20 protein-coding genes and 1 pseudogene are annotated in these 23810 nt (G+C 58.6%); 10 read left to right on the top strand and 11 right to left on the bottom strand.

Annotation, left to right across the window (positions count from 1 at the left end; translation table 11 throughout):
• Positions 1–16 precede the first annotated feature (16 nt).
• Positions 17–982, top strand: coding sequence for a GTP-binding protein (locus tag LOY55_RS30640; protein WP_109786792.1), 966 nt, complete (start codon positions 17–19; stop codon positions 980–982).
• Positions 983–992: 10 nt separating this feature from the next.
• Here the strand turns inward: LOY55_RS30640 and LOY55_RS30635 are convergent, their stop codons facing one another.
• On the bottom strand, positions 993–1406 hold the full coding sequence (locus LOY55_RS30635; protein ID WP_046030812.1) for a DUF3301 domain-containing protein: 414 nt from the start codon (positions 1404–1406) through the stop codon (positions 993–995).
• 120 nt (positions 1407–1526) lie between these two features.
• Here LOY55_RS30635 and pdxY point away from each other — a divergent pair, with 120 nt between their 5' ends.
• Positions 1527–2399, top strand: coding sequence for a pyridoxal kinase PdxY (pdxY, locus tag LOY55_RS30630; protein WP_109786791.1), 873 nt, complete (start codon positions 1527–1529; stop codon positions 2397–2399).
• A gap of 111 nt (positions 2400–2510) precedes the next feature.
• Here the strand turns inward: pdxY and LOY55_RS30625 are convergent, their stop codons facing one another.
• Entirely contained in the window at positions 2511–2993 is a 483-nt protein-coding gene (locus tag LOY55_RS30625) for an acyl-CoA thioesterase (RefSeq protein WP_046030810.1), read from the bottom strand.
• A 202-nt stretch (positions 2994–3195) separates the two neighbouring features.
• Here LOY55_RS30625 and LOY55_RS30620 point away from each other — a divergent pair, with 202 nt between their 5' ends.
• On the top strand, positions 3196–4959 hold the full coding sequence (locus LOY55_RS30620) for a cation:proton antiporter (protein WP_046030809.1): 1764 nt from the start codon (positions 3196–3198) through the stop codon (positions 4957–4959).
• 151 nt (positions 4960–5110) lie between these two features.
• Here LOY55_RS30620 and LOY55_RS30615 read toward each other — a convergent pair whose 3' ends face one another.
• The 4 genes from LOY55_RS30615 to uvrD form a co-directional block, all read right to left on the bottom strand.
• Complete coding sequence (locus LOY55_RS30615; RefSeq protein ID WP_077430996.1) at positions 5111–5518, bottom strand: SMI1/KNR4 family protein; 408 nt, start codon at positions 5516–5518, stop codon at positions 5111–5113.
• A gap of 137 nt (positions 5519–5655) precedes the next feature.
• The gene (locus LOY55_RS30610; RefSeq protein WP_046030807.1) at positions 5656–6531 is read right to left on the bottom strand and encodes a Tim44 domain-containing protein; all 876 of its coding nucleotides are present in this window, start codon (positions 6529–6531) and stop codon (positions 5656–5658) included.
• 179 nt (positions 6532–6710) lie between these two features.
• Positions 6711–7151 carry an EamA family transporter gene (locus tag LOY55_RS30605; protein ID WP_109786789.1) on the bottom strand — a complete coding sequence of 147 codons (441 nt, stop codon included), beginning with the start codon at positions 7149–7151 and terminating at the stop codon, positions 6711–6713.
• Between the two features lie 150 nt (positions 7152–7301).
• Complete coding sequence (gene uvrD / locus LOY55_RS30600) at positions 7302–9485, bottom strand: DNA helicase II (RefSeq protein ID WP_046030804.1); 2184 nt, start codon at positions 9483–9485, stop codon at positions 7302–7304.
• A gap of 258 nt (positions 9486–9743) precedes the next feature.
• Between uvrD and LOY55_RS30595 the strand changes: the two genes are divergently transcribed.
• The 3 genes from LOY55_RS30595 (at position 9744) to LOY55_RS30585 (ending at position 14055) form a co-directional block, all read left to right on the top strand.
• Positions 9744–12614 (top strand): EAL domain-containing protein, encoded by a 2871-nt coding sequence (locus LOY55_RS30595; protein ID WP_223522305.1) that lies wholly within the window; start codon positions 9744–9746, stop codon positions 12612–12614.
• A 157-nt stretch (positions 12615–12771) separates the two neighbouring features.
• Positions 12772–13638, top strand: a complete 867-nt coding sequence (hexR, locus tag LOY55_RS30590) for a transcriptional regulator HexR (protein ID WP_077430999.1) — start codon at positions 12772–12774, stop codon at positions 13636–13638.
• Between the two features lie 207 nt (positions 13639–13845).
• The gene (locus tag LOY55_RS30585) at positions 13846–14055 is read left to right on the top strand and encodes a PA3496 family putative envelope integrity protein (protein WP_077431000.1); all 210 of its coding nucleotides are present in this window, start codon (positions 13846–13848) and stop codon (positions 14053–14055) included.
• Here LOY55_RS30585 and LOY55_RS30580 read toward each other — a convergent pair.
• Positions 13997–14959 carry a LysR family transcriptional regulator gene (locus LOY55_RS30580; protein WP_046030800.1) on the bottom strand — a complete coding sequence of 321 codons (963 nt, stop codon included), beginning with the start codon at positions 14957–14959 and terminating at the stop codon, positions 13997–13999. The genes LOY55_RS30585 and LOY55_RS30580 overlap by 59 nt on opposite strands.
• Positions 14960–15150: 191 nt before the next feature.
• Here LOY55_RS30580 and LOY55_RS30575 point away from each other — a divergent pair, with 191 nt between their 5' ends.
• Positions 15151–16566, top strand: coding sequence for an acetyl-CoA carboxylase biotin carboxylase subunit (locus LOY55_RS30575; protein WP_046030798.1), 1416 nt, complete (start codon positions 15151–15153; stop codon positions 16564–16566).
• Between the two features lie 11 nt (positions 16567–16577).
• Positions 16578–18386, top strand: a complete 1809-nt coding sequence (gene oadA / locus LOY55_RS30570; RefSeq protein ID WP_046030796.1) for a sodium-extruding oxaloacetate decarboxylase subunit alpha — start codon at positions 16578–16580, stop codon at positions 18384–18386.
• Positions 18387–18464: 78 nt separating this feature from the next.
• Here the strand turns inward: oadA and LOY55_RS30565 are convergent, their stop codons facing one another.
• The gene (locus LOY55_RS30565; RefSeq protein WP_223522304.1) at positions 18465–20621 is read right to left on the bottom strand and encodes an autotransporter domain-containing protein; all 2157 of its coding nucleotides are present in this window, start codon (positions 20619–20621) and stop codon (positions 18465–18467) included.
• Between the two features lie 450 nt (positions 20622–21071).
• Between LOY55_RS30565 and LOY55_RS30560 the strand changes: the two are divergent.
• Positions 21072–21635 (top strand): annotated as a pseudogene (locus LOY55_RS30560) (HipA domain-containing protein); the annotation flags it as partial.
• Positions 21632–21910: a helix-turn-helix domain-containing protein gene (locus LOY55_RS30555; protein ID WP_223522303.1), complete on the top strand. Its 279-nt coding sequence runs from the start codon at positions 21632–21634 to the stop codon at positions 21908–21910. The pseudogene LOY55_RS30560 and the gene LOY55_RS30555, both read left to right, overlap by 4 nt.
• A gap of 66 nt (positions 21911–21976) precedes the next feature.
• Here the strand turns inward: LOY55_RS30555 and LOY55_RS30550 are convergent, their stop codons facing one another.
• Genes LOY55_RS30550 through LOY55_RS30540 form a run of 3 tightly spaced genes read right to left on the bottom strand, consistent with a single transcriptional unit; the run spans position 21977 to position 23745 of the window.
• Complete coding sequence (locus LOY55_RS30550; protein WP_223522302.1) at positions 21977–22648, bottom strand: GNAT family N-acetyltransferase; 672 nt, start codon at positions 22646–22648, stop codon at positions 21977–21979.
• Between the two features lie 17 nt (positions 22649–22665).
• Positions 22666–23112, bottom strand: a complete 447-nt coding sequence (locus tag LOY55_RS30545) for a GNAT family N-acetyltransferase (protein WP_223522301.1) — start codon at positions 23110–23112, stop codon at positions 22666–22668.
• 9 nt (positions 23113–23121) lie between these two features.
• Positions 23122–23745, bottom strand: coding sequence for an FMN-binding negative transcriptional regulator (locus LOY55_RS30540; protein WP_223522300.1), 624 nt, complete (start codon positions 23743–23745; stop codon positions 23122–23124).
• Positions 23746–23810: the final 65 nt, after the last annotated feature.

Genomic DNA, 23810 nt, shown 5'->3' with positions numbered 1-23810 from the left:
TCAGAAAACGTCGACCATGTTGCAGAACATTCCCACTCATGTCATTGCAGGCCCTTTGGGTGCCGGCAAAACCAGTCTGATCAAGCACCTGCTGATGCAGCGGCCGCTCAATGAGCGTTGGGCGGTGTTGATTAACGAGTTCGGCCAGATTGGCCTGGATGCTGCGCTACTGACCTCGGATGCCGATGGTATCGCACTGGGTGAAGTGGCCGGCGGCTGTTTGTGCTGCGTCAATGGTGCACCGTTTCAGATCGGACTCGGACGGTTGTTGCGCAAGGCGAAGCCGGATCGGTTGTTCATAGAACCCTCTGGCCTGGGACATCCGGCCCGGTTGCTTGAGCAGTTGAGTGAGGCTCCGTGGACCGGTGTACTGTCGGTACAGCGTTGCGTACTGGTGCTGGATGCCCAATCGCTCGCCGCCGGTAAACCGCTGCCTGCGGCGCAACAGGAGGCGTTAAACAGCGCCGGTTTGCTGTTGCTGAACAAGGCGGAAGGTCTCGACGACAATGATCGCCAGCGAATCACAGCGCAGTTGCCTTCCCTTCCTCTGTACTGGACGCAGCAGGCGCAATTGCCGTTGAGCCAATTGCCCGGTCTCAAGGCCCAGGCTGTAGAGGGTGTGGATAACTTCGTTTTACCCAAGGGATTGGCGCAGTTGCCGGCTATCTGGACTGATCCTGCGCTACCGATTTGTTTGAGTCAGGAACAGGCTGGGGGGTGGAGTATTGGTTGGCGTTGGCATCCTGGCCAGACGTTTGATAAGGCACTCATTGGCCAGTGGCTTGAACGTCTCGCCTGGCGGCGGGCGAAGCTGGTTATCCACAGCATCGACGGGTGGGTATCGGCGAACGCCTTGGATAACTCGGCGCTGCAATGGCAGCCCAGCGAATGGCGCGGTGATTCGCGGATCGAGCTGATTTTCAGTGAGCAGCAAGATGTTGAAGTGCTGCAAAAAAACCTGAATGACTGCCGGGTGCGTTAAGGCCTTTGATTCAAGGACGCCACTTGGTGTGTTCCTGCCGCCATTGGCTCAACTCGATGACTTCTGCGCGCGGCTTCGCTACATCGACTACGACAGGCGTGTCATCGAACGGCATCGGATAGGGCGCCAGTTCGATCTGCGCGCTATGGGCGCCGAATTGAGTGATGGTGCCGTTGTGACGGGTTTCGCCGGTCACGGTAAATTCGAAGTTATACACCCGGGCCAGGCGCCGACGGCCATTGGCGTCTTTGATGAACGCAATCTTTTTCAAGGCCACGTTGCCGTCCAGCAACTCGATGCCGAGCTTGGCACAATGCTGTTTGACCCGCTCCAGCGCACGCTCGCGCAAGCCGTGGTTGTGCCACAGCCACGCGCCACCGGTGGCGAGCAACATAAGCACGAAGATATTTCCGAGGGTCAGCATCAACAGGTTGCTCCAACTTGAGAGTGCCAGCTTAACTGCGTCGCCGGTCTGTCGTACAGGCTGTGTTTCGTCGCATACTGCGCGGCTCGAATTTCAATCGTTTTACGGAAAACTCACCGCATGAAACGTACGCCCCATCTGCTCGCCATTCAGTCCCACGTGGTGTTCGGCCACGCTGGCAACAGCGCCGCGGTTTTCCCGATGCAGCGGGTCGGGGTGAATGTCTGGCCGCTCAACACCGTGCAGTTCTCCAACCACACCCAGTACGGTCAGTGGGCTGGCGAAGTGTTGGCACCGCACCAGATTCCCGATCTGGTAGAAGGCATTGCCGCGATTGGCGAATTGGGTAATTGCGATGCCGTGCTGTCCGGCTACCTCGGCAGTGCGGCTCAGGGGCGGGCGATCCTGACCGGCGTGGCGCGCATCAAGTCGATGAATCCCAAAGCGCTGTATTTGTGCGATCCCGTGATGGGGCATCCCGAGAAAGGCTGCAGCGTACCGGCGGAAGTGAGCGATTTTCTACTGGAAGAGGCGGCCTCGGTGGCTGACTTCATGTGCCCGAACCAGTTGGAGCTGGACAGCTTTTCGGGGCGCAAACCGCAATCGTTGTTCGATTGCCTGGCCATGGCGCGAGCGTTGTTGGCGCGTGGGCCGAAGGCGATACTGGTCAAGCATCTGGACTATCCCGGCAAACCGGCAGATGGCTTCGAGATGTTGCTGGTGACAAACGAGGGCAGTTGGCACCTGCGCCGTCCATTGTTGGCGTTTCCGCGCCAGCCGGTGGGTGTGGGCGACCTGACTTCCGGGTTGTTCCTGGCGCGTGTGTTGTTGGGCGACAGTCTGGTTGCCGCCTTCGAATTCACAGCGGCGGCGGTGCATGAAGTGCTGCTGGAGACTCAGGCCTGTGCCAGCTATGAACTGGAACTGGTGCGGGCGCAGGACCGGATTGCGCATCCGCGAGTGCGTTTCGAAGCGACGGCGATCAGCCTCTGATTCCGCGTTGACCTCATCGCGAGCAGGCTCACTCCCAGATTGAATGTGTGAACGACACAGATCAAATGTGGGAGCGTGCTCGCGATGGCTATCTAAAGCAGGTCACAGACCTCAGGCATCACCCTTGATTTCCTGATACCGCTTTTCCAGCTCCTGACGAATCTGCCGACGCTGCTGCGCCTGGATGTAGCGGCGTTTTTCTTCGCTGTTGTGCGGTTGCAGCGGCGGGACGGCTGCGGGCTTGCGGTTGTCATCCACCGCGACCATGGTGAAAAAGCAGCTATTGGTGTGGCGCACCGAGCGCTCGCGAATGTTCTCGGTCACCACCTTGATGCCCACCTCCATGGACGTGTTGCCGGTGTAGTTGACCGAAGCCAGAAAGGTCACCAGTTCGCCGACATGAATCGGCTCGCGGAAAATCACCTGGTCCACCGACAGGGTCACCACGTACCGGCCGGCATAACGGCTGGCGCACGCGTAGGCCACTTCGTCGAGGTATTTGAGCAGGGTGCCTCCGTGGACATTGCCAGAGAAGTTGGCCATGTCGGGGGTCATCAATACCGTCATCGACAGTTGTGCGTTTCCGGGTTCCATAGCGCTCTCACGGTTCAAGGCAGAATTTCAGGGGCGCACCTCTGCGGGTGCCTTGTCAGCTTTTTCAAACCAACAGTTATCGGGACGCCGGGCAAGCGGCTGCCGTCACGCCCGCATCCATCTGTTTCCATATATTGCACCGCCTTTGCAGCGCAAGTCGTGGTGTTAACCTCCAAAAAGCCCAGCTCAAGGAGGCCTACCCATGCATGCCATCAGTTTCATTCAGGATCTGGCAGTGATCATGCTGATCGCGGGCGTGGTGACCGTGCTGTTCCATCGGCTCAAGCAACCGGTAGTGCTGGGCTATATCGTCGCCGGCTTCATCATCGGTCCGCACACACCGCCCTTCGGCCTGATCCACGATGAAGAAACCATCAAGACCCTGGCGGAGCTGGGGGTGATTTTCCTGATGTTCTGCCTCGGCCTGGAGTTCAGCCTGCGCAAGCTGTTCAAAGTGGGCGCCACTGCATTCATCGCGGCGTTCCTGGAGATCGTGCTGATGATCTGGATCGGCTACGAGATCGGCCGATGGTTTGACTGGAACACCATGGATTCGTTGTTTCTCGGCGCGATCCTGGCGATTTCCTCGACCACCATCATCGTCAAGGCGCTCAACGACCTGAAGATGAAAAACGAGCGTTTCGCCCAGCTTATTTTCGGTGTGCTGATTGTCGAAGACATCCTGGGTATTGGCATCATTGCGTTGCTGTCGAGCATCGCGGTCAGTGGCACAGTCAGCTCCGGTGAAGTGTTTTCCACGGTCGGCAAGCTCTCGCTGTTCATGATTGTCGCCCTGGTCATCGGGATTCTGCTAGTGCCGCGGCTGCTGGCTTACGTGGCCAGGTTTGAAAGCAACGAGATGCTGCTGATCACCGTGTTGGGGCTGTGTTTCGGGTTCTGTCTGCTGGTAGTGAAGCTGGAATACAGCATGGTGCTGGGTGCATTTTTGATTGGCGCGATCATGGCCGAATCTCGGCAATTGCTGAAAATAGAGCGCTTGATCGAGCCGGTTCGCGACTTGTTCAGTGCGATCTTTTTTGTCGCCATCGGCCTGATGCTTGATCCGATGATCCTCCTGCAATACGCCTGGCCGATCGCCGTGATTACCGTGGCGGTGGTCCTCGGCAAGATGCTGTCCTGCGGCCTCGGTGCTTTTATCGCCGGGAATGACGGACGCACCTCACTGCGCGTGGGGATGGGACTTTCGCAGATTGGCGAATTTTCTTTCATCATCGCCGCGCTGGGGATGACGCTGCAGGTCACCAGCAACTTTCTCTATCCGGTCGCTGTGGCTGTTTCGGTGATTACCACACTGCTGACACCGTATCTGATTCGCGCGGCCGATCCGCTGTCGCTCAAGTTGGCTGCCGTAATGCCACAACGGCTGGGCAGAGTGATGGGGATGTACGGCGAATGGCTGCGCAGCATCCAGCCGCAAGGAGAGGGTGCATTGCTGGCGTCGATGATTCGGCGGATTTTGTTGCAGGTGGGAGTCAATCTGGCGCTGGTGGTTGCGATCTTCTTCTCTGGCGCGTATTTCGCCGGGCACATGTCCACCTGGCTGCAAGACTGGATCATCGACCCGAGTTGGCAAAAAGCATTGATCTGGGGTGGAGCGCTGCTGTTGTCGCTGCCGTTTCTGATTGCCGCCTATCGCAAGCTCAAGGCGCTGTCGATGCTATTGGCAGAGATGGGAGTGAAACCGGAGATGGCCGGCCGCCACACACAGCGAGTGCGTCGGGTGATCGCCGAAGTGATTCCGATCCTCTCGCTGCTGGTGATTTTCCTGCTACTGGCAGCCTTGTCGGCCAGCATTTTGCCGACCAACAAGTTGCTGGTATTGATCATCGTGGTGGCTGCCGCCGTAGCTGCACTGCTTTGGCGCTGGTTCATCCGCGTCCACACGCGCATGCAAGTGGCCTTGCTTGAAACCCTGGACAACCACAGCGATGCATCTGGCCACTGACATTTGACCTGTAGCAGCCTGCGTCCGGCTGCGAAGCAGTCGTAAACCCGGATGACTCGGTTTTCCTGCAGCACCTCGTTGTCTGATATTGCGGCCGCTGCGCAGCCGAACGCAGGCTACGCCAGCTGCTACAAAGTCGGGATAGGCTAAATCAGCTTTCCAGCCAGACGTCCCGCGCCCAGTGCCATACCGATTCCCAAGTCTCTTCGGCAATCAGTTCTTCTTCGGCTTGCCACAGCACCACGGTGCCGTCTTCTTCGACGAGGTAATAGTCATCACCGTCCTGGCAGATCGGGATCATGCTGCGGTCAACGCCAGCGTCCCAGGCGTTGGCGGCAACGTCCGGCAGATAGGTGTGGGATTGTGGGTCGGTGACGGTCACCGGCTCCAGGCTGCCATAGACGACGTCGCTGACGGTCAGCAAAAATTCTCTGAAGACGAAAGGAATGTCGATGAACAGCTGTTCTTCGATTTCAACCAGCAGGTCTTCGTCAGGCAGCTCCAAGGGGACCGGTACCGGTTCGTTGGCTTCACGCAGTTGTTCGATGATTTCTTCCACGTCCGGGATCCTCTTGCTTGATGGCGCGGTTTAGTTGGGGCGGTTTATACAGTAGCTCGCTATAGATGCAACCGCGAAATAGAAAACCCCAGCCGAAGCTGGGGTTTTTTTATGCCGCATGCTTAACGCAGCGGAGATCAGCCGTTCTGGCGGATACCGGCCACCAGCCAAGGCTGGTTTTCGCCCTGTGGACGCTCCATGTTCCAGCTTTCGCTGAACACTTCACCCTGGTCGAAACGCGAGGTCTTCGACACACCACTGAAGGTCAGGGTGGCGATGGTCTTGTCGGCACGATCATCCACGCCGTCCAGCTGAACATTGAGGTTATCAATGTAAGTGGACTGGAAACCGTCGCCCAGGTCCGCACGTTCGCGCTTGAGGAACTCGAGCATTTGCGGGGTCACGAACTCGGCGATCTTGTCCATTTCGTTGGCGTCCCAGTGCTGCTGCAGGGACTGGAAGTGGTTGCGTGCCGCTTCAATGAAGTTCTTTTCATTGAACCAGGCCGGCGCGTTGATCACTGGACGAGCGGCGGCAGGTGCTGCCGAGCCACCGAAGATCGAACCGCCCGCAGGCTTGTTCTCGAATACTTCACGCTGCATCGGCGCGTGGCCAGCCGGCGCCATGTGCTCCTGCTGCTTGCGACGACGAGCGGCGATGAAGCGGAAGACCAGGAAGGCGATGACCGCCATGATCAGGATGTCGAAGATCTGCATGCCCTGGAAGCCGCCGCCCATGAACATGGAGGCCAGCAGGCCACCGGCGGCGATGCCGGCCAGAGGGCCGAGCCAGCGCGAAGCACCGCCAGCCTTGGCAGCTGCGCCCGCGGCGCCGGCAGCACCAGCGGTCGCCGCAGCGCCGCCCATGCCTGGAGAAGAAGGCGCCATTTGGCTGGTTTGGTGGGTCGGCGCAGCGCCGACGCTTTTGCCGCCACCAAAGCGCTTGGCGTTGGCGTCGAGGCTCATCGTCAGGCCGATGCACAACGCCATGGCGATGCTAAGAAAACGTTTCATAAAGGGTAATCCCATTTGTGGATGGCACGCGCGCCATGTTGCACAGCTGAAGTGTTACTGGCTAGCGGCAGAGTGTTTCGGGCTTTTGCCTGACAGGTTGCGTTCAGCTTCGGTCAGCGCAATAAGGCCTTTTGATGTCGGTCCGTCGGACGAGTGGATAGGGTCTGTTGGAGATTTGCCTAGCGTCGTAGCGCCAGCATGACCACACCGGCCGTGATCAGGCCGATCCCGCTCCATTGGCGCAGGTCGAGTTTTTCGTCCAGCAGGATCACGCCCAGCACTGCCACCAGCACCACGCTGAGCTTGTCCACCGGAGCGACCAACGAGGCCGGCCCCAATTTCAGCGCGCGGAAGTAGCAGATCCAGGAGGCGCCCGTCGCCAGTCCCGAGAGCAACAGGAACAGATAGCTCCTGGCAGAGATTGATCCTAATGACTGATATTGGCCCGTGGCGTACAAAATCAAGGCCAGGCTGACCAATACCACTACGGTGCGTAGCAGGGTGGCGAAGTCGGAATTGACGTTTTCGATGCCGATTTTGGCGAAGATCGCGGTCATGGCTGCAAACGCCGCCGACATCAGGGCCCAGAATGTCCAGGAAGAAAAAAAGCCTGAGCCCATGATTTACGCCTTATGTCAGATCAACCCGTTGAGGCAGGCTCAACACAAAACCCTGTGGGAGCGAGCTTGCTCGCGATAGCCACACCGCGATTTAACAGATACACCGCAGCGATCTCAATCGCGAGCAAGCTCGCTCCCACAGAAAAGCTATTAGATAGCTTCCAGCTTCGCGTAACCCAGCATCAGCCACTTGCTGCCTTCGCTGAAGTTCACCTGCACCCGTGCCTGCGCGCCGGAACCCTCGAAGTTGAGGATCACGCCGTCACCAAAGATCGAGTGCCTTACAGTCTGACCCAGGCTGAAGCCGGTTTCCGGAATCTCGCTGCCGCTGAACAGGTTGCTGCCACTCATCGATTGATTGCCACCGAACGGACGGCTGACACTGTTGGACAGCCGCACTTCCTGGATCAGGCCTTTCGGTACTTCCCGTACGAAACGCGAGACCTTGTTGTAAGTCTCGCTGCCGTACAGGCGTCGGGTTTCAGCGTAGGTCATCACCAGGTTTTGCATCGCACGGGTGATGCCCACGTAAGCCAGGCGACGTTCTTCCTCGAGACGGCCAGGCTCTTCCAGGCTCATCTTGTGTGGGAACAGGCCTTCTTCCATGCCCACCAGGAACACGTAAGGGAATTCCAGGCCCTTGGCGCTGTGCAGCGTCATCAACTGAATACTGTCTTCGTGCTCGTCGGCCTGAGTATCCCCGGCTTCCAGCGACGCATGGCCGAGGAACGCCGCCAGAGGCGTGAGCTCTTCATCTTCTTCAGCGTTTTCGAAGTTGCGCGCGGCGCTGACCAGTTCCTCAAGGTTTTCTACCCGAGCCTGGCCCTTTTCGCCTTTTTCCGCCTGGTGATAAGCAATCAGTCCCGATTGCTCAATGACCGTCTGAGTCATCAGGTGCAGGGGCATTTCCATGCACTTGGCAGCGAGGTTTTCGATCAGCTCGATAAAGGCGCCGAGTGCGCCAGCGGCACGACCGGTCAGGCCCTTGTTCGCCACCAGGAGGCGCATGGCTTCCCACATCGACACATCGCTGTGCCGCGCATGGTCGCGGATCGCTTCGACCGTTTTCTCGCCGATGCCTCGGGCCGGCACGTTGATCACCCGTTCCAGCGCCGCATCGTTACCCCGGCCTTCCAGCAAACGCAGGTAGGCCATGGCGTTCTTGATTTCTGCCCGTTCGAAGAAGCGCTGACCGCCATAGATGCGGTACGGAATGCGCTCGCGCAACAAGGCTTCTTCCAAAACGCGCGATTGGGCGTTAGAGCGGTATAAAATCGCGATATCGCTGCGGGCCAAGCCGGTTTTCAGCGCACTTTCGATGGTTTCCACCACGTAGCGTGCTTCGTCGTGTTCGTTGAACGCCGCGTACAGATTGATTGCTTCACCTTCGCCGCCATCGGTCCACAGCTCTTTGCCCATGCGCCCGGTGTTGTTGGCGATCAGGGCGTTGGCGGCTTTGAGAATGCCTGCGGTGGAGCGGTAGTTCTGCTCCAGACGAATGGTTTGGGCATCCGGAAAGTCATCGGAATACTGATAAATGTTCTCGATTTTCGCGCCACGCCAGCCGTAGATCGACTGATCGTCGTCGCCCACCACCATCAGGCTGTCGCCGCCCTTGGCCAGCAAACGCAACCAGGCGTACTGCACGGCGTTGGTGTCCTGGAACTCGTCCACCAGAATGTGGCGGAAACGCTTCTGATAGTGAGCCAGCAAGCCCGGATGGTCGCGCCACAGGTCGAGTGCACGCAGCAGCAGTTCCGAGAAATCGATCACGCCAGCGCGCAGGCACGCGGCCTCATAGGCCTCATAAATGCTGCGCATGGTCGCCAGAAACAGGTCGCCGCTGGCTTGAATGTGTTGCGGACGCAGACCTTCGTCTTTCTGCCCGTTGATGAACCACTGGGCCTGCCGGGCCGGCCAGCGTTGTTCGTCCAGCCCCAGCTCGCGGATCACGCGCTTGACCAGTCGTTGCTGATCGTCGCTGTCGAGAATCTGGAACGTCTGGCTCAGCCCGGCCTCCTGCCAATGCGCCCGCAGCAAGCGGTGCGCCAGGCCGTGGAAGGTACCTACCCACATGCCGGCCGGGTTGATACCCATCAGCTGCTCGATGCGATGACGCATCTCGGCCGCGGCCTTGTTGGTGAAGGTCACCGACAGGATTGAGTGGGGCGAGGCGTTTTCGACCTGGATCAACCAGGCGATACGGTGCACCAGCACTCGGGTTTTACCGGAGCCAGCACCGGCCAGGACCAACTGACGACCCACGGAGGCAGCTACGGCCTGGCGTTGGGCATCGTTGAGGGAGTTCAGCAGAAGGGAGAGATCATCGCGCATCGGGGCATTCTAGGGTGCGCCGTCACACCGGGCAAACCGAGCTTTGCATTAGCCGATGAAAGATGCACGAAGGACGACCGGTCAGTCACTGGCTGCAGGCGTTGGCGGGCCGCGCTCCAAGGGTTTTGGAGGGGTGGCGGGGTGCGTAAATATTGTCGAATTTATGATCTGGAGCAGTTTGGCAAGTGCATCGGCTTGTGTATGCTCCGTCGACGTTTCGGGCCCATGCTCATCATTATAAGAACAAGAACATTGCCTATGACCCTCAGCACCGACCTGTCGGGCCCCACAGTGGAGCCTCGGGTTATCCGCAAGCAGTACGCAATGGAAATGGCGGTCGAACGCACGCGACTGCTTTACCAGGGGTCGCTGCTGCCCACGTTGTTCATGTTAATCAATGGTCTGGTCTGTGCCGGTTTGCTCTGGAGCCCGCAGCGCTATTTCCTGGTCAGCATCTGGCTGGTGTGGCTGTTGTCGCTGGTGGCGTTGCGGGTAATTCAAGTGGCAGCCTTCGATTCGGCGATTCCTGACCGGCAGGCACATCCGATTTGGTGGCGTATGTTTTTGCTGGGCTCTGGCCTCACCGGCCTGACCCTGGCCGGGGCCGGGATTGCGTTGGTGCCCGCCGACAACTTCATGCAGCAAGCGTGGGTGTTTGGCCTGATCGGTGCCGCCGCCCTTTCCGCCAGCGTTGCGTACGCCGTCAGCCTGCCAGCATTCCTGTCCTTTACCTTGCCCTGCCTGTTGCCGGCCATCGCCTATCTATTTTGGGGCGGTGATAAACAGGATCAGGGCTGGGGTTGGTTCGGGTTGATTTTATTGGGTGCGTTGAGCGTGATCGCCTGGCAGGTCAATCGGCTGATCGACAGCGGGTTGCTGCGCCGCTTCCAGAATCAGGCGTTGATCGAGCACTTGCAGCAAGCGCAAAGCCGCAGCGACCAACTCAATCACGAACTGGCCAAGGAAATCGACCAGCGCCGCTGCGCCGAAGACCGATTGCGTGAAGCCCAGGTCGAGCTGGAAAACCGTGTGGCCCAGCGTAGCCTGGAGCTGGACGCCGCGAACCAGGCCCTGAGCAAGAGTGAAGCGCGCCTGGCGTTGGCGCTGAAGGCCAGCGAGCTCGGTCTGTGGGACTGGAATCTGCAAACCGACGAAGTCCATCACACGCAGATTCAGGAATTGTTCGGCCTGGCGCCGGAGTATGTAACGGCCATGCTGCGCCATCTCAAGCCGCGCCTGCACCCGGAAGACCTGCCGGTGTTGAAGCACACACTGGTCGAGCATTTGAAAGGCCGCACCGAGGATTACCAGATCGAGTACCGCGTGCGGCATGGCGACGGTCATTGGGTATGGATCGAAGACCGTGGCCGGGCCGTCGAGCGCAGTAAAAGCGGCCGGGTGATCCGCATGGTCGGCACCCGTCGCGACATCAGCGCAACCAAAGGTCAGGAAGAGCAGCGCCAACTGGCGGCGACGGTGTTCGAAGCCGCCAGCGAAGGCATCATGATTTTCGATCCGAATTACGCCTTGATCGCTGTGAATCAGGCGTTCAGCCGCCTCACCGGTTATGACATCGACGACATGCTGGGGCGCAATGTTGTCGAACTCCCGTGCAGTCGCGATGCTCGCCGGCACTACGGCGCGATTCATCAGGCGCTGGAGCAGCACGGGACGTGGCAAGGCGAGCTGGTGGAGACCCGGAAAAACGGCGAACTCTATCCGCAGTGGCTGCAACTGAACGCAGTGCGCGATTCGCGGGGAAATGTGAGTCATATCGTCGGCTTCTTCGCCGATCTGTCGGCCCGCCGCGAATCCGAAGAACGCATGCGCTATCTGACTCACTACGACGAATTGACGGGCCTGGCGAACCGCTCGCTGTTCCGGGAACGGCTGCACGAAGCCCATCAACGGGTGCGTCAGGGCGGACGTAGCCTGGCATTGCTGCACATCAATCTGGATCGCTTCAAACTACTCAATGACAGCCTGGGGCATGACGTCGCCGACCAATTGCTGCAGAAAATGTCCCGGCGCCTGGTCAACGCGTTGCCAGAGGCTGACACGATCGCCAGGCTTTCCGGCGACGAATTTGCGGTGCTGTTCGATGCTTACGGCAACTTGTCCAGCCTGGCGCGAGTGGCGACGCGTTTGTCGACCAAACTGCGGTTGCCCGTCACCATTGATGGCCACGAGTTGGTGGTGAGTGCGTCCATGGGCATTAGCATGCTGCCGGACAACGCACGGGAAATATCCGCGTTGGTCAGTCAGTCGAACATGGCCATGCAGCACGCCAAGCACTTGGGCGGAGACAACTTCCAGTTCTATACCGAAAGCCTGCAAGCCAGCACCCTTGAGCGCTTGCAGCTTGAAAACCAGCTGCGCAAAGCCATCGACGAAAAGCAGCTGAAGGTCTTTTACCAACCCAAACTCTGCCTCGCCACGGGTCGCTTGAATGCCGCTGAAGCGCTGGTTCGATGGGATCACCCGACCATGGGCCGGGTACCGCCGGGAGACTTTATCGGCCTGGCCGAGGAAACCGGCCTGATCGGCCCGATCGGCGAATTCGTCTTGCGTCAGGCCTGTTGGCAAGCCTGCGAGTGGCAGCGGCAGGGGCTGGACCCGATTCGCGTGTCAGTCAATCTGTCCGTGCATCAATTGCGCCAGGGCAAGCTGGTCAGCCTGGTGCGTCAAGTGTTGGAAGAAACCGGCCTGGCGCCGCACTACCTGGAACTCGAACTTACTGAAAGCCAGTTGCTGGACAGCGTCGAGCACATCATCGCGACCTTCCAGCAACTGCGAAATCTGGGCGTGAAGCTGGCGATTGATGATTTCGGCACCGGGTATTCGTCCCTGAGCTACCTCAAACGCATTCCGGTGGACTACGTGAAGATCGATCAGGCGTTTATCCGCGGCCTGGGGGAGGGCAGCGAGGATGCGGCGATTACCAGGGCGATCATTGCGATGGCGCACGGTTTGTCGCTCAAAGTGGTGGCCGAAGGCGTGGAGCGGCAGGAGCAGCTGGAGTTTTTGAAGGTCGAGCGCTGCGATGAAGTGCAAGGTTATCTGATCAGTCGTCCGGTCGAGGCCGACGACCTGGCTACGCTTTTACGCAACGACACAAATTCCCAGTAGCAGCTCCGAAACTCGGGCCACAGTGCTACATGGAACGCATGTCGCGTGGAATGGGGGCATCGAGTTACGCATTGAGCAGGCAAAAAGCCAATTCTTGTAGTATAACTACAAGCTTGCTACATCCCCGGCACCTGCCAATAACAAAGAGTCCAGCCCTTTGAATCTGCTGCAACACATCGCCCAGTCACGCCACCTCTTACGCAAGTCGGAGCTCAAGGTCGCAGACCACGTGCTGCTTGATCCTGCGGCGGTGATGCACAGTTCCATGGCCGACCTGGCCCACAGCGTTGGCATCAGCGAGCCGACCATCGTGCGCTTTTGCCGCGCCATCGGTTGCTCCGGGTTCCAGGACTTGAAACTGAAGCTGGCGCAGAGTCTGGCGGCCGGTGCGAGCTTCGGCCAGTTCGCGATCCATGAAGACGACTCCGTCGCTGACTACAGCCTGAAAATTTTCGACACCACCCTGCACACCTTGATGGAGGTTCGCGAGAAACTCGATCCGGTGGAGTTGCAGCGTGCGGTCACGCTCATGTCCCAGGCCCAGCGTGTCGAGTTCTATGGCTTTGGCGCATCGGGTGCAGTGGCGGCGGATGCCCAGCACAAGTTCTTCCGTTTGCTGCTGACAGCGGCGGCGTATTCCGACCCGCATATGCAGGCGATGTCGGCAGTGACGTTGAAGCCCTCGGACGTGGCGATCTGTATTTCCCAGTCGGGGCGCTCCAAAGACCTGCTGATCACGGCCAACATCGTGCGTGAAAGTGGCGCCTCGCTCATCACCTTGTGCCCGAGCCAGACACCGTTGGCTGAGCTGTCGACCGTCAACCTGGCGATCGATGTGCACGAAGACACCGAAATCTATACGCCGCTGACCTCGCGTATCGCTCACCTGGTGGTGATCGATGTGTTGGCGATGGGCGTGGCCATGGCGCGCGGGCCGAGCCTGGTCAATCACCTCAAGAGCGTCAAGCGCAGCCTTCGCAGCTTGCGGCTGTCACCCAAGTCGGTGAAAGCGCTGGACGACTGACGTCGTCGTAAGGTCGTACCGACCTTAATCGTCGGAACGCCGCCCGGACCAGGGTCGCACATTTGATCGCGTTCTCCTGTGTGCGAGCCTGCTCGCGAAGGCGCCCTCAAACATGACAACTTTCATCTGCCTGTAACCCACCCGCCGCCAAACCGTCATCCCCCGCGCCTATCTTGAAACTCCCGTAATCGCCTTGGGAGACTCGAAATGGCCCAGCCCTACGAAGAACGCAACAGCGCTGCCAAAACTCGCCGTCAGCAAGAAGATCAGCGCCGCATGGAATTTCGCCGCGCGATCGAAGATCGCTGCGAGCGCCGCCAGTTGCTGGCCGAGATTGGTGATTTTCCTGAGCTGGAGCTCAACTACTGGCAGGCCGCGCCGACAGCTTCCCGTCGAAACGCTCAACCAGGGCGCTGATCTGTATCCGCTCGCTGCGGATAAACGCAAGGAATGCGTGCGCCACCGGTGACAGCCGTTTGGCCTTGGCCTGCACCAGGCACCAACTGCGGTACAGCGGCAGCTCTTCGACCGGCAACTCAATCAGTCCGCCGGTCGCCAACTCAAGGTTCAGGGCGTGACGCGTCAACAGCGCTACGCCCAGACCCGCCAACACACATTCACGCTGGGCTTCGGCTGACGAGACTTCCTGGGTCTGGTTGAAGTGCACGCGCTTTTCCTTGAAATACTCTTCGCACGCCAGTCGCGTTCCGGAACCGGGTTCGCGCAGCAAGAGGGTGTAAGGCTCAAGGTCCTGCAGGCGTAGAGGCCCCATGTGGCTGAGCGGATGATCCGGTGGCGCCACGGCCACGATCGGATTGTTGAGGAAGGGCAGAAACTCCAGCCCCATGTCCTGGGGCACCATGGACATGATCACCAGGTCGTCGCGGTTATCGGACAGTCGACGAATCACCTGTCCTCGGTTGACAACTGTCAGTTGCAGATTCACTTCTGGATGCTGGCGCTTGAACGCGGCAAACAGGTGCGGGACGAAATACTTTGCGCTGGATTCCACCGCCAGCTTCAACTGCCCTTGAAGAGATCCCTGCATGTCCGAGAGTTGCATGTCGAGGTTTTCCAGGCGCCCGAAAATGTCCCGGCTGGCACGTTGGAGTGCTTCGGCGGCCTCGGTCATGTAGAGTTTTTTGCCGACATAATCGAACAAGGGCTGACCAATCAGCTCCTCAAGTTGCCGAATCTGTAGGCTGACGGCCGGTTGTGTGAGTGACATTTCGTCGGCTGCTCGGCTGTAGGACCTCAGGTCGCAGACTTCATTGAAAATCTGCAACTGACGCAATGTCATACGCATCAAGGACTTACGCATATCTAAGGACTCTCGCCAAAGGCTGATGCCTTAACTATAAGTCTTTACTTATGCCTAACCCAATTATTAATCATTTTTGTTAATCCCTTGTGGGGGCTAGTGTGGGGCCGCGACTGAATTGAAACATTTGGTCACGCGTCGACCTGGTCTAGCAGGTCGTGGGTACCACAGGCTCAAGGGAACCTCCAAAAGTGATAAAAAAGATCCTGATCGCCAACCGTGGTGAGATTGCCGTACGAATCGTACGTGCCTGCGCCGAGATGGGCATTCGCTCGGTCGCGATCTATTCAGACGCCGACCGTCATGCCTTGCATGTGAAGCGTGCGGATGAGGCCCACAGCATTGGTGCCGAGCCATTGGCCGGCTACCTGAATGCGCGAAAATTGGTGAACCTGGCCGTGGAAACCGGTTGTGATGCGTTGCATCCCGGTTACGGCTTCCTCTCGGAAAACGCTGAACTGGCCGATATCTGCGCAGAGCGCGGCATCAAGTTCATTGGTCCATCGGCTGAAGTCATACGCCGTATGGGCGACAAGACAGAAGCCCGCCGCAGCATGATCAAGGCCGGCGTGCCGGTTACGCCTGGCACCGAAGGCAACGTCGCGGACATCGCCGAAGCTTTGGTCGAAGGCGACCGTATTGGTTACCCGGTGATGCTCAAGGCAACCTCCGGTGGTGGTGGTCGTGGTATCCGTCGCTGCGACAGCCGCGAAGAACTTGAACAAGCCTTCCCGCGCGTGATCTCTGAAGCCACCAAGGCCTTCGGTTCGGCGGAAGTGTTTCTGGAAAAATGCATCGTCAATCCAAAGCACATCGAAGCGCAGATTCTCGGCGACAGCTTTGGCAACGTGGTGCACCTGTTCGAGCGTGATTGCTCGATCCAGCGTCGCAACCAGAAACTGATCGAGATCGCCCCGAGCCCGCAGCTGACCCCTGAACAGCGCGCCTACATCGGCGACCTGTCGGTGCGTGCAGCCAAGGCCGTGGGTTACGAGAACGCCGGCACCGTGGAGTTCTTGCTCGCCGAGGGCGAGGTGTACTTCATGGAAATGAACACCCGGGTGCAGGTGGAACACACCATCACCGAAGAAATCACCGGCATCGATATCGTGCGTGAGCAGATCCGCATCGCATCGGGCCTGCCGCTTTCGGTGAAACAGGAAGACATCCAGCACCGCGGTTTCGCGCTGCAGTTCCGGATCAACGCCGAAGACCCGAAAAACAACTTCCTGCCGAGCTTCGGCAAGATCACCCGTTACTACGCACCCGGCGGCCCCGGTGTGCGTACCGACACGGCGATCTACACCGGTTACACCATTCCGCCGTTCTACGACTCCATGTGCCTGAAACTGGTGGTGTGGGCGTTGACCTGGGAAGAAGCGATGGACCGTGGCTTGCGTGCCTTGGACGACATGCGTCTGCAAGGGGTCAAGACCACCGCCGCGTACTACCAGGAAATCCTGCGTAACCCGGAATTCCGTAGCGGCCAGTTCAATACCAGCTTCGTTGAAAGCCATCCTGAACTGACCAACTACTCGATCAAGCGCAAACCCGAAGAGCTGGCCCTGGCCATCGCCGCCGCCATCGCCGCCCACGCAGGCCTGTGAGGAATATAACAATGACTAAGAAGATTCACGTAACCGACACCATCCTGCGCGACGCCCACCAATCGCTGCTCGCCACCCGCATGCGCACCGAAGACATGCTGCCGATCTGCGACAAGCTCGACAAAGTCGGCTACTGGTCGCTGGAATGCTGGGGCGGCGCAACCTTTGACGCCTGCGTACGCTTTCTGAAAGAAGACCCGTGGGAGCGTCTGCGCCAGCTGCGCGCGGCACTGCCTAACACACGTCTGCAAATGCTCCTGCGTGGCCAGAACCTGCTGGGCTACCGCCACTACAGCGACGACGTGGTCAAAGCCTTCGTCGCGAAAGCCGCGGTCAACGGTATCGACGTGTTCCGTATCTTCGATGCAATGAACGACGTGCGTAACCTGCGCGTGGCCATCGAAGCGGTGAAAGCGTCGGGCAAACACGCTCAAGGCACCATCGCTTACACCACCAGCCCAGTGCACACCATTGAGGCGTTCGTGGCGCAAGCCAAACAAATGGAAGCCATGGGTTGCGACTCGGTGGCGATCAAGGACATGGCCGGCCTGCTGACACCGTACGCGACCGGTGAGCTGGTCAAGGCATTGAAATCCGAGCAGTCGCTGCCAGTGTTCATCCACTCGCACGACACGGCCGGTCTGGCCGCGATGTGCCAAATGAAGGCCATCGAAAACGGTGCCGACCACATCGACACCGCGATCTCCAGCTTCGCCTGGGGCACCAGCCACCCTGGCACCGAATCGATGGTCGCCGCCCTTAAAGGAAGCGAGTTCGATACCGGCCTGAACCTGGAGCTGCTGCAAGAGATCGGTCTGTACTTCTACGCCGTGCGCAAGAAGTACCACCAGTTCGAAAGTGAGTTCACCGCCGTCGACACCCGAGTTCAAGTCAACCAGGTACCGGGCGGGATGATTTCCAACCTGGCCAACCAGTTGAAAGAGCAGGGCGCGCTGAACCGCATGAGCGAAGTGCTGGCTGAAATCCCGCGCGTTCGCGAAGACCTCGGCTTCCCGCCGCTGGTAACGCCGACCTCGCAAATCGTCGGCACCCAGGCGTTCTTCAACGTGCTGGCTGGCGAGCGCTACAAAACCATCACCAACGAAGTGAAGCTCTACTTGCAAGGCGGCTACGGCAAGGCGCCGGGCACTGTTAACGAACAACTGCGTCGCCAGGCAATCGGTAGCGAAGAAGTGATCGACGTTCGTCCAGCCGATCTGCTCAAGCCGGAAATGGCCAAACTGCGTGCTGAAATTGGCACCGTGGCCAAGTCCGAAGAAGACGTGCTGACCTACGCCATGTTCCCGGACATCGGTCGCAAGTTCCTCGAAGAACGCGCTGCCGGCACCCTGACCCCTGAAGTGCTGCTACCGATTCCTGAAGCCGGTCGCGTGACCTCGGCCGGTGGCGAAGGCGTGCCGACCGAGTTCGTCATCGACGTTCACGGCGAGACCTACCGCGTCGACATCACCGGTGTCGGCGTCAAGGCTGAGGGCAAGCGTCACTTCTACCTTTCCATCGACGGCATGCCGGAAGAAGTGGTGTTCGAGCCGCTCAACGAATTCGTCGGCGGCGGCAGCAGCAAGCGCAAGCAAGCCACTGCGCCGGGCCACGTCAGCACCACCATGCCGGGCAACATCGTCGATGTGCTGGTCAAGGAAGGCGATACCGTGAAAGCCGGCCAGGCCGTGCTGATCACCGAAGCGATGAAGATGGAAACCGAAGTCCAATCGGCCATCGCCGGCAAAGTCACCGCCATTCACGTGGCCAAGGGCGACCGGGTCAATCCGGGCGAAATCCTGATCGAAATCGAAGGCTGATTTAACAGCCTCGATTGACCGCTTTAAACCTCGGGGGGGCATGTGCTCCCCTTTTTTTTCGCCGCTAATTTGTGGTGGTCAGAAATTCATCCGCCATTGGCCGGTGACACCATGGCTTCGACTGTCGGTGCCCATCTCGCCGTTAACGCCGACACCCAGCGTATGTCTTGCTGATAATCCAAGGTCCAGTCCTGCATCGACTGCCAGGTTGTTACGGTCCAGCGGCGCACCGGAAACGGTGTAGTTTCTACCGCCCGTTACCAGTCGTTGACGGGAATCGCTGGCGACATCACCGTAGGTGTGTTTCCAGCTGGCACTGAATCGCGGCGTCAGTTGCATGCCGTTATTCAGCACATTGAGTTTCGCCAGGCGCAGGCCGAACGTGCTGCTCACATTGTTCTGGGTCTGGCCCTGAACTTTCAGCGCCGCTGCGCCACCTTTTTCCGTGTAGCTGTCACGCTGATAGCGTTCGTAGCCAAGGCTGGCGAACGGTTCGATGCTGACGTTGGCACGCCCCAGGTTGAAACCCACTTCAGCGAAAGCCTGCTGGGTGTTGGCGTCGTAACGGCCTTCCGGGCGGTCGCTGAAACCTTTGAAGGCCACCCGGCGTTTGGTGTTGCCGTCGTGATTGCCATAAGTGGCGCCCAATCGCAGCGACATGGGGCCGTTCTGGCGCAAGGCATAGGCGCCCAGATACCAGCTGTCGAGATCGCCATCGAGGTCGCGGCTATCGAGGCGTGTTTCGGATTTGCCACCCATCATCCCGATACGCCATTCATCATCGATGCCCCAATCGGCGCCCAGCACCAGGCCTTGGGTGGCGTGTTTCAAGGGGTCAACTTCACGATCCAGTGTTCCGCCATGACCTAACGCTTGAAGCCAGACCCTGCCGTTGTCTTCGCTGCCCGCGGCCAACCGTGGAGCGTTGTTGCGGTTTCTGCCGGAGTTGTAGTTGCTGGCGCTGTCCAGTTGGCGCATGGCCGAGAGCATGGTTGTGCTCACCGGGTTGGCGCTGGAGAGCGTTGCCTTGGCGAGATTGGCGGTGGTGCCGCCGGCCAGTTGCTCGATGGCATGGGATGCGGTTGTCTTGTCGCTGGCCAGCAGGGCCACGACTGCGGCGTTTTTGGGGCTGGATGGCGTTGGGGTCGAAGATGATTCATTGGCAGTAACGGGGGAGGTGTTTTCAGATGGCGTCTGCCCTCTCGGCTCCTCAATACTTGCTCCTAATTCCTGTCCGTTCTTCGAAGTCGCGATGCTTTCGATAGGTACATCGTTTCGGGTCAAGACCAAGTCGACTTTCTTAGGATCGTCGTATAGGACAACAGGCGTCAAAAAGACAAGGTTGTTGATCACATTGCCAAATCGGCCCTCGATTTTATCGGCCACAAGAATGCTGTTTGCGCTGATTGTCGGGTAGTCACCGGGTGCGGCAGCGATGTTCAGTGTGGCGCCACCGAGCGTGGCGGTGCCATCGACTACTATCGTTTCACTTTTGCGTTCAGGGTGGACCTCGTAGACCAGTTCGGCAGTGTTGGAAAGCTTCAGGTCACCCTTAACTTTTGGGGCGCCGTGCACCTTATCCACCAAAAATTTTCCGTTTACCTCCAGCGAACCCGTGCGACCACCGCCCGCAAATACCCCTTTTTCGTGAATAAAGACGTCGCCTTCGATCGTACCCGGGTTATTCAGGATGCCACCTGATTGCACGGTGACTCCGCCGCCAATCCTGCCGTTGTTGACGAGCGTGCCTTGGGTCAATGCATCTCCCAGGACGTTACTGTTATTGACTAGCTTCGTTTTGGGGCGCACCAAGGCGCCTGAGTTGAAGTCACCCTCGGCACCATTCAAGGTCCAGGTGCCACGTTTGAGTTCCAGTCCTTCGAAATTTCGACTGTCGCCTAACGTGCCAGCGCTCGCCGTATCCAGTTGCAGAATATTGGTGCCGCCACCACCGTCAATCAATCCGGTGATGCTCCCGTGGCGGGATACGGTGACCAGATCATTGTCGTCACTGAAGACTCGGTTAACACCGTCCACTGTTTTGCCGATGATGACCTTATTGGTGTCAGGGGCACTGATGAACACATCAAGCGCTGCCAAGAACTGATCCGGCGTTTCAAGCGCAGGGGCCGTGTTTTCGACAGGACTTTGTTGGGCAAAAACTTCAGTGCAACCCAGCGCAAGTGCGATGGCCAGCGCCAAGTGATGGGGTCGGTATTTGTGCTGAACAGACATTGAATTTAGCCTTCATGAAAAGAAGACCAAACTCTATGGAGAGCGCCTGGATACCGATGTCAGCCGCTTCCGGCGGGTATGCAGGCGGTGTCAGATAGATAAGTAGAAAATTACCCACCGTTGGAATTCGGCAATTTTTAGCCGTTTGAAATGAAGACCTTTCTTACAGCTAATCGAGACGTGGCTGGCTTTCGCAATGTAGAAACTTATCCGCCACGGTCCTATCAGCCCATGATTACGGCTTGCCATAGCCGCCGATGGCTTACAGCCAGAGTCGGCCTGGCGCATTTTGGTCATTGAGGTTGCGTGCTTCGGATGGCATGCCGGAGGGTTTTTACAGAATGATGTATGCAGTTGAAATCTGCATTATTCTGCGGTTTTTAACCATCCGCCGTCCTTTATGCGCAATTTAATGCATTTTACAAAGTGCTTTTGAGAAGTTGAATGCACTTTGCAGTTGAGTCGATCTACTCTCTGGCACAAATAACCACGCCCGGTAGCCTGATGGACCACATGGACGTCATCCGGATGCGTGCCGGACTCTGGCGTGATGCTGGGCAGATGGACCAAATCCCGAATCTCGTGGCTGACTATCTGCGACGTGATCTGCTCAATAAAATCCTTGGTAACTCAGATAACCACGGGCGCAACACCGCAATCATTCGCGACACCGCCTCGTTCCGCTTGGCACCTATCTATGACCTGGCACCGATGGCAATGGACGACGAGGGTGTCACACGAACCACCAAGTGGCCAAAAGAGTTGGAGAGAGCGGGTGATGTTGATTGGCGAGGAGTATGTCGAGCACTGGCTGACATCGCCGATCCGAATGATCCGCTGGCCGCATTGAGTGACCTGTCGGAACCCTTTGTGCGATTGCGCGAGGATGCCAAACACCTGGCGGCACTCCCCGATATTTTGACTGCCAGTGGCTTGCCCGACGCGACAATGAATCACCCGGCGATTGCCTTGAAAAATCTGGAGCAGCGTTTGAAAGAGTGGGACCTGACATGAGCATGACCGTTGCAGAGCGCACCGTGCTCCTCGAAAGTATTCAAGAAGGGTTGGCTCAAGGCGCTCTTGAAATAGGCGAGGCGGTTCGTCGATTACGGGTAGAAGTCACAGGCCTGCACCAGACTCAATTTGCAAAAATGTGCAAAATCTCAGTGCGCACGCTGGTGCATATCGAACATGGGGAAGGGAATCAAACGCTGAAATCGCTGAATGCAGTGTTTCGACCATTTGGGCTGAAGATGGGCGTCGTGCGGATTCGGCGCGATTTGAGCTGAAACTAACGCACATCAAAAGCTTCGCGGGCTAGCGTGCCCGCGAAGGCGTGCTGGCAGACACGAGGATTACGCGCGGCACTCCACCAACGTTTTCAGCTGTCCCGAATCCGTCTGGTTTTCATCGCTCAACCACCGCTCGAACCCGGCGCCAATCGCTGGCCATTCCGAGTCCAGAATCGAGTACCAGGCGGTATCCCGGTTCTGTCCTTTCACCACCATGTGCTGGCGGAAGACCCCCTCAAAACTGAACCCCAGTCGCTCGGCGGCGTACTTCGAGCGGGCATTGCCGTTGTTGCATTTCCACTCCAGGCGTCGGTATCCCAGTGCAAACGACTCCTTGGCCAGCAGGTAAATCGCCTCGGTACTTTTCGGCGAGCGCTGCATGGGAGCGCCGAAGGTCACGTGGCCGATTTCGATGCGTCCTTGCGCCGGGACGATCGACATCAGGCTGAGAATGCCCTGCACCTCACCGCTGGCACGGTCGATCACGCTGAAGAAATACGGATCGCTATTGGCTGCATGGTTGTTCAACCAATCGTTAAACACGCTCCGTTCCGGGAACGGTCCGTAGGGCAAATAGTCCCAGAGCTTCGGGTCGGCACCGGGGCCTTGCAAGGCCTTGAACAAACCCTCGGCATGACGCGCCGGGTCGAGTTTTTCCAAGCGAATGAAGCGCCCTTCGAGAGCTTTAACGGTGGGCGCCGGGACGCCTTTCCAGTCTGCGAGTAAAGTCGACATGGTGTTCTCCTTGAACCTTAAAGGGCTTTGCGAAACTGAATGAAACCGGGGCGCTCGGCGATGCGCTCGTAGAGCTGGATCGCGGTGGCGTTGGTTTCGTGTGTCAGCCAGTGGACTTTGCAGCAACCGTCCACTTTGGCAGTGGCGTAGACGAATTCAATGAGCTGGCGGCCGACCCCGGTGCCACGGGTTTCAGGCGACACCATCAAGTCTTGCAGGTAGCAGGAGTTTTCGATGCTCCAGTTCGAGCGATGGTAGATGAAATGCACCATGCCGACGGCTTTGCCATCGGCCCAGGCCAGTGCGGCGTGGGTCGGTTCGCTCGGGTCAAGCAAGCGCTGCCAAGTGCTGTCAGTGACCGCCGCGGGTAACTCGGTGTTATAGAAACGCAGGTAGGCTTGCCACAGCGGCAGCCAGGCGGCGTGATCGTCGGCGCTGACCTGGCGGATTTCAATCTGACTCATGTTCATTCCTTAACGCATCAAGTGGGCGAGGGCCTGGTCGTGCACATCAGGGCTGGCGGTGAGCCCCTCGCGCACGCCGGCAATGTCTTCAGGGCTGCGGTTCTGGCTGAGTTTGCGTTTGCCTTCCAGGCGCTGGATCGGCAGGGCAAACCCGACAATGGCTTTGAGCATGCCGTCGATGTAATCAGCGGGGGCGTCGGCGACTTTCCAGGGGTGCGCGCGGCTGGCTTCGTGGCGATCGGTCAGCGCGCTGACCAGGTCGAGCAGGCGATCCGTATCGCTGAACACTTCGGCGGTACCGTAGGCGTGTACCGCGACGTAGTTCCAGGTCGGCACGACTTTGCCGTGTTCGGCTTTGGCTGGATAAAACCCGGGGCTGACATACGCATCGGCACCGGCAAAAATCACCAGGGCTTCAGCGCCGTCCTGCAATGCCTTCCACTGTGGATTGGCCCGGGCAAAGTGGCCGTAGAGGGTGCCATTCGGACCTTCGTCAGGTTTGAACAACAGCGGCAGATGACTGGCTTGCAGGCCTTGCTCGCCGTGGGTAACCACCATGGCGAGGCGGGTGCCGAGGATCTGCTGGCGCAGTTCATCCAAATCTTTGATGGCAAAGCTGCTGGGGTTGTACATGGAAATATCCCTTGGCGAATGCCTCCATCCTAGGCAGGCTATTGGTCTGTTGTAAGAGCCATTAC

Source organism: Pseudomonas sp. B21-040 (assembly GCF_024748695.1).
GTDB lineage: Bacteria > Pseudomonadota > Gammaproteobacteria > Pseudomonadales > Pseudomonadaceae > Aquipseudomonas.
Note: the sequence above shows the minus strand (reverse complement) of the source record. Positions and strands in the feature narration are given on the sequence as shown.